This is a genomic window from Rhodococcus sp. OK302 (genome assembly GCF_002245895.1).
Taxonomy (GTDB): domain Bacteria; phylum Actinomycetota; class Actinomycetes; order Mycobacteriales; family Mycobacteriaceae; genus Rhodococcus_F.
The window spans coordinates 5148009-5163320 of the sequence record NZ_NPJZ01000001.1; the positions used below are offsets into that span (position 1 = coordinate 5148009).

At 62.3% G+C, this 15312-nt stretch carries 10 protein-coding genes; 4 read left to right on the forward strand and 6 right to left on the reverse strand.

Annotated features, from left to right (window positions below; genetic code table 11):
- Positions 1 to 17 precede the first annotated feature (17 nt).
- The 3 genes from BDB13_RS23640 to BDB13_RS23650 form a co-directional block, all read right to left on the reverse strand.
- Positions 18 to 434, reverse strand: a complete 417-nt coding sequence (locus BDB13_RS23640; RefSeq protein ID WP_441347209.1) for a DUF4233 domain-containing protein — start codon at positions 432 to 434, stop codon at positions 18 to 20.
- Positions 431 to 1828, reverse strand: coding sequence for a bifunctional tetrahydrofolate synthase/dihydrofolate synthase (gene folC / locus BDB13_RS23645; RefSeq protein WP_094275148.1), 1398 nt, complete (start codon positions 1826 to 1828; stop codon positions 431 to 433). Before folC ends, BDB13_RS23640 begins: the two co-directional genes overlap by 4 nt.
- 68 nt (positions 1829 to 1896) lie before the next feature.
- Positions 1897 to 4578, reverse strand: coding sequence for a valine--tRNA ligase (locus BDB13_RS23650; protein WP_094273958.1), 2682 nt, complete (start codon positions 4576 to 4578; stop codon positions 1897 to 1899).
- 217 nt (positions 4579 to 4795) lie between these two features.
- On the opposite strand from BDB13_RS23650, the gene BDB13_RS23655 reads away from it, so the two are divergent.
- Complete coding sequence (locus BDB13_RS23655) at positions 4796 to 5479, forward strand: hypothetical protein (RefSeq protein ID WP_094275149.1); 684 nt, start codon at positions 4796 to 4798, stop codon at positions 5477 to 5479.
- 46 nt (positions 5480 to 5525) lie between these two features.
- Here BDB13_RS23655 and BDB13_RS23660 read toward each other — a convergent pair whose 3' ends face one another.
- Positions 5526 to 7553 (reverse strand): alpha/beta fold hydrolase, encoded by a 2028-nt coding sequence (locus BDB13_RS23660; protein WP_094273959.1) that lies wholly within the window; start codon positions 7551 to 7553, stop codon positions 5526 to 5528.
- Complete coding sequence (locus tag BDB13_RS23665) at positions 7553 to 8161, reverse strand: GNAT family N-acetyltransferase (protein WP_094273960.1); 609 nt, start codon at positions 8159 to 8161, stop codon at positions 7553 to 7555. The genes BDB13_RS23660 and BDB13_RS23665 overlap by 1 nt, the downstream gene beginning before the upstream one ends.
- A 75-nt stretch (positions 8162 to 8236) precedes the next feature.
- Here BDB13_RS23665 and BDB13_RS23670 point away from each other — a divergent pair, with 75 nt between their 5' ends.
- Genes BDB13_RS23670 through BDB13_RS23680 form a run of 3 tightly spaced genes read left to right on the forward strand, consistent with a single transcriptional unit; the run spans position 8237 to position 13669 of the window.
- Positions 8237 to 10549, forward strand: a complete 2313-nt coding sequence (locus BDB13_RS23670) for an FdhF/YdeP family oxidoreductase (protein WP_094273961.1) — start codon at positions 8237 to 8239, stop codon at positions 10547 to 10549.
- Positions 10549 to 11376, forward strand: coding sequence for a formate dehydrogenase accessory sulfurtransferase FdhD (gene fdhD / locus BDB13_RS23675; RefSeq protein WP_094273962.1), 828 nt, complete (start codon positions 10549 to 10551; stop codon positions 11374 to 11376). Before BDB13_RS23670 ends, fdhD begins: the two co-directional genes overlap by 1 nt.
- Before the next feature lie 55 nt (positions 11377 to 11431).
- Positions 11432 to 13669 (forward strand): beta-glucosidase family protein, encoded by a 2238-nt coding sequence (locus tag BDB13_RS23680; RefSeq protein ID WP_094273963.1) that lies wholly within the window; start codon positions 11432 to 11434, stop codon positions 13667 to 13669.
- Positions 13670 to 13757: 88 nt separating this feature from the next.
- On the opposite strand, the gene clpX is transcribed toward BDB13_RS23680, so the two are convergent.
- On the reverse strand, positions 13758 to 15038 hold the full coding sequence (gene clpX / locus BDB13_RS23685; protein ID WP_094273964.1) for an ATP-dependent Clp protease ATP-binding subunit ClpX: 1281 nt from the start codon (positions 15036 to 15038) through the stop codon (positions 13758 to 13760).
- Positions 15039 to 15312: the final 274 nt, after the last annotated feature.

Consider the following 15312-nt stretch of genomic DNA (forward strand, 5'->3'; position numbering starts at 1 on the left):
TTGGTCAGCCTAAATGGTCAGTCGCGCTGACCCGGAAGCAGGCCCTTCTCCATTCGTTGCGCGATGTCTCTTCGCAGGTAGACCAGGTAAGCCCAGACGAGGCCGAACACGAGTCCCATCACACCGATCGAGACGTGAATGAAGACGCCGAGGACCAGAAGTACCTGCAAGGCGACGTTGTACCAGATCGCCCAGGGTCGTCCCTGAATGCCGCCGCCCAGAATCATCAGAAAGCCCAGCCCGATGATGTAGGTACCGCTGAACCAGGTGAGTCCCCCACCGACAACCTGCACGACCGGAATCGTCAGGAACACCACGATCGACTCGACGATCAGCGTTCCCGCCATGACGCCGCGGAAGCCCTTCCACGGATCCTTCGTCGGCGGACCGAACTGTCCATCCGGCGTCGAACTCGGTTCTGACGGGGTACTCACGCTGGGTCCTTTCCGAACAATGTGCGGGCTGCGCCTGCAGTAACCACAGATCCGGTCACCACGACACCGGCCCCGGATACCGCTTCGCCGGGCTCGGCAACCTGCTCCGCCATTTCAATGGCGGTCTCCAAAGCGTCCACCAACAGCGGCACTACGACGACGCGTTCGTCACCGAACTTGGCGACGGCGATGTTCGCGAGTTCCTCGACGTCCATCGCACGCGGCGAGCCGTTGTGGGTCACGACAATCTCGTCGAAGACGGACTCGAACGCCGTCAAGATCGCGTCGACGTCCTTGTCTGCCATGACGCTGACAACTCCGACGAGCTTGCGGAAGTCGAACTCCGCGGCGAGTGCCGCAGCGAGCGCACGAGCACCGTCCGGGTTGTGAGCCGCGTCGAGGAAAACCGTCGGCGCGCTCCGAACTCGTTCGAGGCGACCAGGATTCACGACGGACGCAAACCCGGAGCGGATTGCATCCTGATCAAGCTGGCGATCCGGTCCGGCGCCGAAGAATGCCTCGACGGCTGCCAACGCGAGTACTGCGTTGCGGGCCTGATGTTCACCGTGGAGCGGCAGGAAGATCTCGGTGTAGACGCCACTGAGACCCTGAAGTTCCAGCTGCTGCCCACCGACTGCGATCTGGCGGCCGAGCACCTTGAATTCGGAACCTTCACGAGCAACTGCTGCATCGGTTTCGACGGCACGTCGCAGCAGAACCTCCATGACCTCGGGGGTCTGCTCCGCGATGATCGCGACGGTGTCGAGCGGAACCAGACCTTCGCGGCCCTTCTTGATGATCCCGGCCTTCTCCTCGGCGATACCGCCGAGATCACTGCCCAGGTACTCGGCGTGATCGAGGCTGATCGGGGTGATCACCGCGACCTGTCCGTCGATGACGTTGGTGGCATCCCACCGTCCGCCCAGACCGACCTCGACAACGGCCACGTCGACCGGCGCTTCCGCAAAAGCGGCGTACGCCATGGCGGTGAGCACCTCGAACTTGCTCATCGCCGGTCCCCCGGCCGCCTCGGACTGCTGATCGATCATCTGCACGTACGGCTCGATCTCGCGGTACGTGTCGACATAAAGCCGCGGCGAGATCGGCTGACCGTCGATGCTGATCCGCTCGGTGGCGATCTGCAGATGCGGACTGGTGGTGCGGCCGGTACGACGATGCAGTGCGCTCATGAGCGAATCGATCATGCGCGTCACCGACGTCTTGCCGTTGGTGCCGGTGACGTGCACGGCCGGATAGTTGTGCTGCGGCGACCCGAGCACATCCATGAGGGCTTCGATGCGCGTCAGCGACGGCTCCATCTTGGTTTCCGGCCAACGCTTGTCGAGTTCTGCTTCGACCAACGCCAACTCGGCGATATCTACCGGTGTCGGCACCGAACTGAGCGGTACTGCACCGAAATCCCCGAATTCCGATTCCCCGAACTGCGGGGGCTCTCCCGAGCTCACTTGTCGCCCAGCTCCTTCAAACGGTTGGTGATGCGCTCGATCTCTTCGATGGCGATCTGACGACGCGATTTGATCTTGTCGACGACGGCGTCGGGTGCCTTCGCGAGGAACGCTTCATTGGCAAGCTTGTTGTCCGCGGTGACGAGTTCCTTCTGCGCCGCGGTCAGGTCCTTCTCGAGTCGCTTCTTCTCGGCGCCGAGGTCGATGGTGCCGGAGGTGTCGATGTCGACTGTCACGGTTCCCTGACTCAGTCGCACCTCCACCGAGATGGATGCCTCGAAGCCCTCTTCGGGCTCTGTCAGCTTCGCGAGCGCCTGGACGTAGGCGAACTGGCCGTCCAGTCCAGCTTCGGACAGTCCCGATGCCCGAGCCGGCACCTTCTGAGAAGGCTTGAGGCCCTGATCGTTTCGGAAGCGTCGAACCTCGGTGATCAAACGCTGGGTGTCTTCGATCCGGGTAGCAGCCGCGGTGTCGACGGCTTCGCCGGACTGAGTCGGCCAGTCTGCGACGACGACGGACTCGCCGCCGGTGAGCACCTTCCACAGGGTTTCCGTGACGAACGGAATGACGGGGTGCAGCAGACGAAGCAGTGCGTCGAGCACGTTGCCGAGGACAGCGCGGGTGTTGGCCGCGGTGGTCTCGTCACCGGCGAACTGAACCTTGGCCAGTTCGAGGTACCAGTCACAGACCTCGTCCCACGCGAAGTGGAACAGGCCTTCGCAGGCCTTGCTGAACTCGTAGCGATCGAACGCCGAATCAGCCTCGGCTGCAACAACGTCCAGACGATCGAGAATCCAGCGGTCGGCGTCGGTAAGCTCACTGCGCGCCGGCAACGGTGCCGGTGCGGCGCCGTTCATGAGCGCGAACTTGGTGGCGTTGAACAGCTTCGTGGCGAAGTTACGCGAGGACTGCGCAGAATCCTCACCGACCGAGAGGTCACTGCCCGGGTTGGCACCGCGGGCGAGGGTGAAGCGCAGGGCGTCGGCGCCGAAACGCTCGACCCAGTCCAGCGGATCGATACCGTTGCCACGCGACTTCGACATCTTCTTGCCGAACTGGTCGCGAACCAGACCGTGCAGGAACACGTCCTTGAACGGAACCTGCGGACCGGACTTGCCGGGTCCCGCGGTAATGGACTCGTCCTCCGACACGTACGTGCCGAACATCATCATGCGGGCGACCCAGAAGAACAGGATGTCGTAACCCGTCACCAAAACACTGGTGGGGTAGAACTTTTCGAGTTCCGCTGTGTTCTCGGGCCAGCCCATCGTCGAGAAGGGCCACAGGCCGGACGAGAACCAGGTGTCGAGAACGTCGGGGTCCTGGACCCAGCCTTCGGGGGCGGTTTCGTCGGGACCGAAGCTGGCAACTTCACCTTCGGGTCCGTACCAGACGGGGATGCGGTGACCCCACCACAGCTGACGCGAAATGCACCAGTCGTGCATGTTGTCGACCCAGTCGAACCAACGCGGTTCCTGGCTGGCCGGGTGAATCACGGTGTCGCCGTTACGAACTGCGTCACCCGCAGCCTTGGCCAGACCCTCGACCTTGACCCACCACTGCAGCGACAGGCGCGGCTCGATGGCTTCACCACTACGCTCGGAATGTCCGACGCTGTGCAGGTACGGACGCTTCTCGGCGACGACGCGCCCCTGTTCGGCGAGTGCCTCACGAACCTTGACGCGGGCCTCGAAACGGTCCATGCCGTCGAATTCGGTTCCCGTATCGGCGATCTTGCCGGCCTTGTCCATGATCGTGGGCATGGGCAGGTTGTGCCGCATACCCATCTCGAAGTCATTGGGATCATGGGCGGGCGTGATCTTGACGGCGCCGGTACCGAACTCGGGGTCGACGTAATCGTCGGCGATGATCGGGATCTGACGGCCGGTGATCGGGTGCTCGAGGGTGGTGCCGAGCAGATGCTTGTAGCGCTCGTCTTCCGGGTGCACGGCGACGGCGGTGTCACCGAGCATCGTTTCGACGCGAGTGGTGGCAACGATCACGTGCGGCTCGTTGTCGTTGAGGGAGCCGTAACGGAGGGAAACAAGCTCCCCCTCGACGTCCTCGAACTTGACCTCGATGTCGGAGATCGCGGTCTGCAGCACGGGCGACCAGTTGACCAGGCGCTCGGCGCGATAGATCAGGCCCTCGTCGAACATCCGCTTGAAAATGGTCTGCACGGAGCGCGAGAGGTTCTCGTCCATCGTGAAGCGCTCGCGGCTCCAGTCGACGCCGTCGCCGATACGGCGCATCTGGCCGCCGATGGTGCCGCCGGACTCACGCTTCCAGTCCCAGACCTTCTCGATGAACGCTTCGCGTCCGAGGTCTTCCTTCTTCTTGCCCTCGGCTGCCAGCTGCTTCTCCACGACAGACTGCGTCGCAATACCGGCGTGATCCATGCCCGGCAGCCACAGAACCTCGTAGCCCTGCATCCGCTTGCGACGGCTCAACACATCCATGAGGGTGTGATCAAGCGCATGGCCCATGTGCAGGCTGCCCGTCACATTCGGCGGCGGGAGCACGATCGAGTAGCCGGGCTTGTCGCTGGACGCGTCGGCCTGGAAGTAGCCCGCATCCACCCAACCCTGATACAAATCAGCCTCTACAGCGCTGGGGTCCCAGCTTTTGGGGAGGGCGTCGGCGGGGGTCTGAGGGTTCTCTGGGGATGCACTGGTCACCCCATGATCCTAGTGACTCCCCCGCTGTGAGCGAATTTGCCCGTCAGGTGAGACCCGGCAGATCTGCGACGGCCTCTGAACTCGAGACCAGCGACACAGTCACAGCCGAGACCTTCTCGGGCATGGCTGTTGTCCGCCGAACGAAGGATACTCATCGATCCGCCCCGCTGAAATGATCGTGGCGAAGGGTTTCCCACAATCACTCTCCGGAGGAATCATGTTGAACAAGTTGGGTTTTCGATACAGCAGCGTTCGTACTCTGGCCGCCGCGGCCACCATCGGAGCAGCGGTTGCCCTCGTGGTGCCGGCCACAGCGTCCGCTCAACCGGGAATTGAAGGAAGCGTGGACGGCGGAATCGCCACGATCAACGGCAGCATCGGCGACGCCGGAAACGATATTGCGAACGGCATCGCCAGCGGCAGCATCGGTGACATTACCGACGGTATTGCCACCGGCGATGTCAACGCCGTCCTGGGAGGTCTGGCCGCCGGTGCCACCAGCGCCCGGGACATTGCAAACGGCCTGGCCAACGGCGATCCCCGCGCAATTCTCAACGGTTTGGCGAGCGGCAGTGGCGGCGGCGGATCGTTTACACCGACACAGGGTTGCAACGCATCGACTATTTCCGGCGGCGCCGGCATCACCAGTACCAAACATCAGATCGGCCGGGGCGGTCCGACCTCGTTCGTTGTGGGTTACGAGACCTACAGCATCCCGGACCTGATCGAGGTCTTCTACGAAGGCAGGCTCATCCAGAGCACCGGGTACGTCGGCGACGACATCAACCAGGGAACCGGTGCGCTGGTCGTCAACGTTCCGCCGGGGCTCGCGTCGTCCGTACTGGTCCGTGTCACCGGACCCAACTACACCGATTGGAATTACACCGTTCAGTGCCCGTGATCGTGACCGCCCGTCGGCCTCGTTCGACGGCAGGGCCGGGCGTCGATCAACCGAGAATCTCCGGGAGTGGCACATCCTCACCCAGGATGTGCTCGGATAGAAATGCGGTGACAACCTCGTACCAGATCTTGGTATGTGCAGGCTTGAGCACCCAGTGATTCTCGTCCGGGAAGTACAGGAACCGATGGTCCGTCTTACCGTCCGCATCGGCCGGCAATCCGGACTCCGCGAGCAGTTCGTACCAGAGTCGTAGCCCTTCGCCGATCGGTACTCGATAGTCCTTGTCCCCGTGAACAACCAGCATGGGGGTGTTGATGTCCGCGACGTAGAGGTGGGGCGAGTTCTCGACGGCCATCTCGGGAGTCATCTCCCGTTGCCAGTACCACGCCGAGTCCGTTGTAGGTCCGAACTGGGCGAGCGCCCACAGACTTGCGTGAGTGACAATCGCATCGAACCGATCAGTATGACCCGCAATCCAATTCGCCATATAGCCGCCGAACGAACCTCCCATTACGCCGGTACGGTTCGGGTCGATCTCGTCGCACGCCTCGGCGGCGTCAGTGATCGCCATCAGATCAGTGAAGGGCGCTTGGCCCCACTGACCCCAGCCGCGCTGCACAAAATCTTGCCCGTATCCCGTGGACAACGCCGGGTCCGGCAGAAGTACCGCGTACCCCTTTGCCACCAACAGCCACGGATTCCATCGCCATGACCAGGTATTCCACGAGTTCAGCGGACCGCCGTGCACCCACAGCAGTAGTGGCACCGGAGAGTGGGCGGCGGCACCCGTCGGCAGCGCCAACCAACTCCGAATCGGGGTCCCGTCCTCGCCTTTGGCACTGATCTCGGTCAGAGTGCCCGGCAATTCCGGCAAGGGGTCCGGCCCCTTCAAGGCTGAAACCTCACCCGTGCGAATGGCAATGCGCACTGCGTGCGGCGGTGTTTCGTACGACGCCCGTAGCGCGTAGATCGACTCACCGTCGGATGACACTCGAACCTCGTTGTAGGCCGCATCGTCGGTGGTCAGCTGGACAGGCTGACCCCACAGGTCAATGGTGAAGACTGGGCCACGACCATTGTCGTCCGCGGTCACAACCAGCCCGGAACCATCGGAAAGCCATGCCAGCGACGTCGGCCACCGATCCCAGCCTTCCGCGACAGTGGTCTCCGTGGAGGTCTTGAAAACGTAGAGTCCCAGGGAAACTCGTGGCGCCAGCTCCGGAGTTGTCAATGTTTCACGGATGAAGACAACCTGGGTTCCGTCCGGCGACAGAACCGGACTGTGTACGTCTGCACTCGCGTCGTCCACCACAGTGACACGATCGCCGCTCACTGTGTCGATACGTACGAGAGTCGAACGACGGGCAGCACCGAAATCTCCGACGGCCCACGTCGATACCGCAAACATGCCGTCGCTACTGATCGAGAGCGTCCCCTCGCGCAACGCGCCGCCGGCATCGGGCGTCACGTCCCGCAGTACGACGGCACCTTCCGAATCCGATTCTCCGACAACCAGATGCGGCTGATCAGGACCCAGATCATGATCCCAGTGGCGCACGGGATAACCCGTGTGGAGCATCGCCGTAACCTTGCCGTCCTTGCGTGCCTTGCGGATTTCGTCATCGCGGTCGAGGGTGCGCGCCGACGCCATCACCGGTGTGTGTGCAACAAAAGTCGGAGCCGCCTTGGCTGCTGTGACACCCGAGATTCCGGAGCCGCGAGTGCACACCAACTGGGCCTCACCGCCCGCGGTGGGTAGTCGCCACAATGCCGGCTGCGGGGTTTCCTCCCCAGGCACGGAACGCGTTGCGGTGAAGAGGATGTCACCGTCGAAAGCAAATGCCGCGCCGGATTCACTGGTCGTGCCCCAGGTCAGTCTGCGAGCGGGCCGACGCCCGGCGGGATCGAACTCCCACAGCGACGTCACGTACTCGGCACCGGCATCGTCGAGAACAGTCCGCCCGCAGATCAGTACCGAACCGTCGGGCGAGAGTGCGAGGCCGGACAGCCGAGGCAGTGCAATGTAATCGTCCATCTCGTCGAACGGCGTACCGCCATGCAATTCCGGCAACATCACTTCGGTTCCCGCAACATCGGATATACTATCGGCCCGCCGTCGGGGATCACGATTTCGTCCGTCACTTCGAACCCGAAGCGGTTGTAGTACGGGATGTTCTCCTTCTTGCTGGATTCGAGATACGCGGGAATCCGATCACGATCACATCGGTCGAGTCGCGAGTTCAGCAGCGCCTTGCCGTAGCCGCCGCCGCGCGCGTTGGCTCCCGTGCCGATGGTGGCGAGGTACCAATGCGGCGTTGTCGGGTGAGCCTTCTCGAGGACGCCACCCACTTCTGCACCAACCATGATGCGAGAACCCAACGCACGCAAGGTAGCCGGGAAACTGATCATAGATTCCCACGTGGACTGCTTCCAGCGCCCCGGCGGATCCCAAAGCGCCGCGCCCCCGATCACGCCGTTGCCGTCGACGGCCACCTCGGCGCCGCCACCGGACAGGTGGTGGTATCGAACTTCGGCGGCGAACAACTTGGCCAACCGGCCCCGTCGCCCGTCCTCGTCCGGAAGTATCCACGCCATCAACGGATCATCTTCGAACGCGTCGGCAAGTACTGCTGCAAGAGCAGAAATGTCCGCGGTTTCAGCCGGCCTTACGCTCACACCCATGTGGTGAGCGTACCGGGAGTAATTGGTTCGACCCCATCCGATGACACGGTCGTCACTTCAGGCCAGTATGGACACATGACGCGCCACGGCCCTTCGAAGGACATCGACGAATCGGACCTCGAGATCACTCACCCCAAGGACTACGCCGCCGGAGTGCCGGCAGTTCTCGTCTCGCTGCAACGAGGAATCGAACAGATGGGGGCGCTGCGGACCGCGCGCACACTCACCCGGTTGAACCAGCGCCACGGTTTCGACTGCCCCGGCTGCGCCTGGCCCGAAACACCCGGTCACCGCAAGCCGGCAGAATTCTGCGAGAACGGTGCCAAAGCCGTCGCCGAAGAAGCAACCCTGCGCACCGTCACCCCGGAATTTTTTGCCGAGCACTCCCTCGCAGATCTGGACGGCAAGACCGACTACTGGCTAGGCCAGCAAGGCCGGCTGACCCACCCGATGGTGCTAACCCCCGGCGCCACTCACTATCAACCCATCGACTGGGACGGCGCCTACGCGCTGATCGCGGACCATCTGAAGGGTCTCGACTCGCCTGACGAAGCAGTCTTCTACACGTCGGGGCGCACCTCCAACGAAGCCGCATTCCTGTACCAGTTGATGATTCGCAGCTACGGCACCAACAACATGCCCGACTGCTCGAACATGTGTCACGAGTCTTCCGGCAGCGCACTGACCCAGTCGATCGGCATCGGCAAGGGTTCAGTGACGGTTCCCGACCTCGAGAACGCCGACCTCATCCTGATCGCCGGGCAAAACCCCGGCACCAACCATCCCCGCATGCTTTCCACATTAGAGAAGGCAAAGGGTAACGGCGCCAAGATCATCGCGATCAATCCTCTGCCCGAAGCCGGACTCAAGCGCTTCAAGGATCCACAGAAGGTGTCCGGAGTAATCGGTCACGGAGCCGACATCGCCGACGAGTTCCTGCAGATCCGCCTCGGCGGCGACATGGCTCTGTTCCAAGGTCTGGGCAAACTGTTGCTCGAACAGGAAGATCGCGCTCCAGGCACCGTTGTCGACCGCGCGTTTGTCGACGAATACTGCGCGGGCTGGAGCGACTACGAAAAGCACATCCGCGCAGTCGATCTCGATACCGTTCTCGAAGCCACCGGTCTGACGATGACACAACTCGAGGAGACTGCGACTGCGCTCGCACAGTCGGAGCGCACAGTTACCTGCTGGGCCATGGGGCTCACCCAGCAAGCCCACGGAGTCGCCACCATCGAGGAAGCCGTCAATCTTCTGCTGATGCGCGGGATGATGGGCAAGCCCGGCGCCGGAGTATGCCCGGTCCGAGGGCATTCCAACGTGCAGGGCGACCGCACGATGGGCATCTGGGAGAAGATGCCCGAAGAATTCCTGGCCGCGCTCGACACCGAGTTTGCGATCAACGCGCCGCGCAAACACGGCTGGGATACCGTCGACGCAATTCGCGCCATGAACGCCGGCAAAGCAAGCTTCTTCATGGCGATGGGCGGCAACTTCATTCAAGCCAGTCCCGATACCGCAGCGACGGAAACTGCACTTCGCCAGTGCGAACTCACCGTGCAGGTCTCCACCAAACTGAACCGCAGCCACGTTGTCCACGGCCAGACCGCGATCATCCTCCCCACCCTCGGCCGCACCGATCTCGACGTTCAATCGAGTGGCAAACAGCTTGTGTCCGTGGAAGATTCCATGTCGATGGTGCACCTCTCGCGTGGCCGTCTCACCCCGGTCAGCCCGTACCTGCGCAGCGAAGTTGCCATTGTGTGCCAACTCGCCCGCGAGATACTCGGCGAGGACCACTCGGTGCGGTGGTCTGCATTCGAAGGAAACTACGACCTGATCCGCGACTCCATCTCACGCGTCGTCCCCGGATGCGAAAACTACAACACACGAGTGCGCCAACCGGACGGCTTCCAACTTCCCCACCCGCCCCGCGATTCACGCGAATTCCACACCCACACCGGCAAAGCGAACTTCGGAATCAACGAACTGCGGTGGCTTCCAACCCCGAGCGGTCGATTGATTCTTCAGACCATGCGCAGCCATGACCAGTACAACACCACCATCTACGGCCTCGACGACCGTTACCGCGGCATCAAGGGCGGACGCAAAGTCATCCTCGTCAATGCCGCCGACGTCACCGAACTCGGATTCAGTGACGGCGCCCTTGTCGATATCATCTCCGAGTGGACGAGCACCGACGGAACCCTCGAAGAGCGTCGGGTCACGGATTTCCGCATCGTCTCGTACGACACTCCGCGTGGAAATGCGGCTGCGTACTACCCGGAGACCAATCCCCTGGTTCCGCTCGAACATGTAGCAGCCAAGTCGAATACGCCGGTATCCAAAGGCGTCACCGTTCGACTCGAACCTGCGGGCGACCGCTGATGGGCCGAGTAACGGCGCGAACGCCGGTAGTCCGAATCTCCGGCAATCAGGTTGTACGCAGACCGGACAACGTCGCCGTCGAAGAACCGCTCGAAATGCGCGTCGGAGGAAAGGTTTTGGCGGTGACCATGCGAACACCGGGCAACGACGTCGACCTTGTTCACGGCTTCCTGCTCAGCGAAGGCATCATCGCCACCCGCGACGATGTCAGCATCGTTCGCTACTGCGACGGCGTCGACGCGAACGGCGCCAACACGTACAACGTGCTGGACACCGCTTTGGCTCCCGGCGTGCCGTTGCCGGATCCGAGCACGGATCGCAGCACTGTCATCAGCTCTGCCTGCGGGGTGTGCGGAAAGACGTCGCTCGACGCCGTCCGAACAACCACAAAACATCCGCTCGTCGGAGACACAACCGCGGTCGCATCGACAACTCTGGGCTCCATGCCCGTCACACTCCGCGCAGGCCAACGAATCTTCGAGCGCACCGGCGGTTTGCATGCGGCCGGATTGTTCACCACCGCCGGTGAACTGCTCGCTCTCCGTGAAGACGTCGGACGGCACAACGCCGTGGACAAAGTGATCGGCTGGGCAATCACCGACGGCCGAGTTCCCCTCTACGACACCGTCTTGATCGTCAGTGGGCGCGCGTCGTTCGAGCTGGTCCAAAAAGCGGTCATGGCCGGAATCCCGATCCTGGGCGCGGTCTCGGCTCCGTCGTCATTGGCGGTTGAACTCGCTCAGGAATCCGGTCTCACGCTCGCCGGATTTATTCGGGGTGACTCGATGAACGTGTACTCGCACCCACATCGCGTCGTGATCGGGTGACCGACCGCGTGTTCTCACTCGGGCGCATAGGCTGGTAGTTGAACGCGCAACTGCAATCAGGAGGACGAACGTGACGGACATCGTCGAACACCAGGTAACCGGACTTTCACTCGAGGACAAAGCGTCATTGACCTCGGGGTCCGATTTCTGGCACAGCCAGGCAGTCTCCGGAATTCCCTCGATGCTGCTGACCGACGGGCCCCACGGCGTTCGTAAGCAACCCGAAGGCGGCGACGCGCTCGGACTCGGCCAGAGCATCCCGGCTACTTGTTTCCCGCCTGCCGTCGGACTCGGCTCATCCTGGAACCTGGACCTCATCCAGAGCGTCGGCGAAGCCCTGGGCGACGAAGCCAAGGCCGAACGCGTCTCCGTACTTCTCGGCCCCGGCATCAACATCAAACGGTCCCCATTGTGCGGGCGAAACTTCGAGTACGTCTCCGAGGATCCCTTTCTCTCGGGCCGATTCGCAGCTGCCCTGATCACGGGTGTCCAATCACGTGGCGTCGGAACGTCACTCAAGCACTTTGCCGCCAACAATCAAGAGAGCGACCGCATGCGGGTCAGCGCCGACATCGATGATCGGACCCTGCGCGAGATCTACCTGGCAGGCTTCGAATACGCCGTCACCACGGCGGCGCCCACCACGGTGATGTGCTCGTACAACAAGATCAACGGCGTCTACGCAAGTCAGAACCACTGGCTGCTCACCGAAGTTCTGCGCGACCAGTGGGGCTACGACGGCCTCGTCGTGTCCGACTGGGGTGCCGTCAACGATCGCGTCGCAGCGATTGCCGCGGGGTTGGACCTCGAGATGCCTGCTTCGGGCACCGACGGGGAGATCGTCGACGCCGTCCGCAACGGGGACCTCGACGAATCCGTCGTGGACACCGCTGCCCAACGCGTCTCGACGCTTGTCGAGCGCACCGCAGAGGCACGGGTCGAAGGTCACACCTACGACGCCGAGGGTCACCACCAGCTTGCTCGAACCGCGGCAGCCGAATCCGCCGTACTCCTCGAGAATGACAACAACATCCTCCCGCTCGCAGCCGAGGCACAGACCATCGCTGTCATCGGCGAGTTCGCTCGCAGCCCTCGCTACCAGGGCGCCGGTAGTTCACAGGTGGTTCCGACGACGCTCGACAATGCCTTGGACGCCGTGCAGGCGATTGCCGGTTCCGAGCGAGTGACCTTTGCGCCGGGATTCAACTTCGACGGAAATGCAGACAGCGAAAAAGTCGCTGAGGCTGTCGAAGCCGCCCGCAACGCCGATGTCGCTGTCCTTTTCCTGGGCTTGTCGTCAGCCACCGAATCCGAGGGGTTCGACCGGACGGATATCGACCTCCCCGGCGACCAGTTGGCCCTGCTGCAGGCAGTTCACGCAGTCAATCCGAATACCGTCGTCGTGCTGTCCAACGGCGGTGTCGTGTCGATTACACCGTGGCGGAAATATGCAGCCTCCATCCTCGAAGGGTGGCTCCTCGGCCAGGCCGGCGGATCTGCGATCGCCGACATCCTGTTCGGCGTCGTCAACCCGTCCGGACACCTCACCGAGACGATCCCCCTTCGACTGCAGGACAATCCGTCGTACCTCCACTTCCCCGGAGCGCAGCAGCACGTCCGCTACGGCGAAGGACTCTACGTCGGATACCGCTACTACGACTCCGTCGACCACGACGTTGCCTACCCGTTCGGATTCGGCCTCAGCTACACCACCTTCGAGGTCACCGAAACCTCCGTCACCACCGGCGAGAACTCCGCCGAACTGACAGTGACCGTGCGCAACAGTGGTGAGCGGGCCGGCAGCACCGTCGTCCAGGCCTACGTCCACGACGCGTCCGGGACCGTCAACCGCCCCGCCCAAGAATTGAAGGGATTCGCAAAGATTCACCTCGCACCTGGTGAAACAGCCTCTGCAACAATCACACTCGATTCCCGTGCGTTCTCCTACTGGTCTGTCGAGGGTCAGAACTGGGCCGTCGAAGCCGGTGACTACGACATTCGGGTCGGTTTCTCCTCACGCGACATCGCGGCCACCGAACGGGTCACACTCGCCGGCAACATCGGCGTCCGCCCCCTGACCCCGATGTCCACCATCGCCGAATGGTTTGCCCATCCCGTCGGAGGCGCAGTGCTCGGTGCCGCGATGGCCGAGGCCATGTCCGAAGACGCAGCGCCGGTACCACCAGAGTTGATGGCAATGGCCGGTTCCATGCCCCTCGTCAAACTCGCAGGCTTCGGGCTCGGCATGACCGTCGAGCAGGTCGACCAACTGGTCGCAGCAACGCAGCAATAGCTACCTGAACACCCCACACAATGACTGTGGCCCTGTATCTCTCGAAGGAGATGCAGGGCCACAGTCATTTCACGCTGTGAAGCAAAGACTAGGCAGTCTTGTCACGCCGTTCGCCACGCTCGGGCTTGCGGGGAACGATGGTCGGCAGAACGTTGTCGTTGACGGTTTCGGCGGTCACCACAACCTTCTCGACATCGTCGCGGCTGGGGATGTCGTACATCACGGGGAGGAGAACCTCTTCCATGATGGCGCGCAAACCACGGGCACCAGTGCCGCGGAGGATTGCCTGGTCGGCGATCGCATCGAGGGCTTCCTCGGTGAACTCGAGCTCCACGCCGTCCATGTCGAAGAGTCGACGGTACTGCTTGACCAAAGCGTTCTTGGGCTCCGACAGAATCTTGACCAACGATTCCTTGTCGAGGTTGGTGACCGACGCGATCATCGGCAGACGCCCGATGAACTCGGGGATCAAACCGAACTTGATCAGATCCTCGGGCATGACCTCCGCGAAACGATCAATCGTGTCCATTTCAGCCTTGGAGCGAACCTCGGCGCCGAAGCCGATCCCGCGCTTACCGACACGGTCGGACACGATGCGCTCGAGACCGGCAAACGCGCCGGCCACGATGAACAGCACGTTCGTGGTGTCGATCTGGATGAACTCCTGATGCGGATGCTTACGTCCGCCCTGCGGCGGGACGCTGGCCTGCGTACCCTCGAGGATCTTCAGCAGAGCCTGCTGAACGCCTTCACCGGACACGTCCCGGGTGATAGACGGGTTTTCGCTCTTACGAGCGATCTTGTCGACCTCGTCGATGTAGATGATGCCGGTCTCGGCGCGCTTGACGTCGTAATCGGCAGCCTGAATCAGCTTGAGCAAGATGTTCTCGACGTCTTCACCGACGTAACCGGCTTCGGTCAACGCAGTGGCGTCGGCAATCGCGAACGGAACATTGAGCATCTTCGCCAACGTCTGCGCGAGGTACGTCTTACCGCAACCTGTGGGGCCGAGCATCAAGATATTCGACTTTGCGAGTTCTACGGTCTCCCCGCGCGCATCGCGGCCCTTGTCGCCGGCCTGAATGCGCTTGTAATGGTTGTAGACAGCCACTGCGAGTGTCCGCTTGGCGGAATCCTGACCGATGACGTAGTTCTCGAGGAAATCCCGAATCTCTGCAGGTTTGGGCAGCTCGTCGAGCTTGACCTCACTGGACTCGGCTAGCTCTTCTTCGATGATCTCGTTACAGAGGTCGATGCACTCGTCGCAGATGTACACCCCGGGTCCTGCAATGAGCTTTTTGACTTGCTTCTGGCTCTTACCGCAGAAAGAGCACTTGAGCAGATCCCCGCCGTCGCCGATGCGTGCCATCTCGTGAGGTCCCTACTTCCTTCATGTACGTACACTCGCCGCCATCGATCAGCTGTGACGCTCCGTGGAAATCTTTCGTGGAAATCTCGGAGCAGCGATCGAGAACCAGCCCGTGAAGTGACGGTACCCGCAGATCCGAAGCCGGGTCGACCTGTTCACGGCGTTTCGTCTGCGAATTGAAAACAACCTTGCCGAAAAATTGATCAGCCCACCTCGGTGACCTGCCAATTCCCGACCAAACCGCCTCGTGTCGAGCGGAAAATTCCAATGTTCG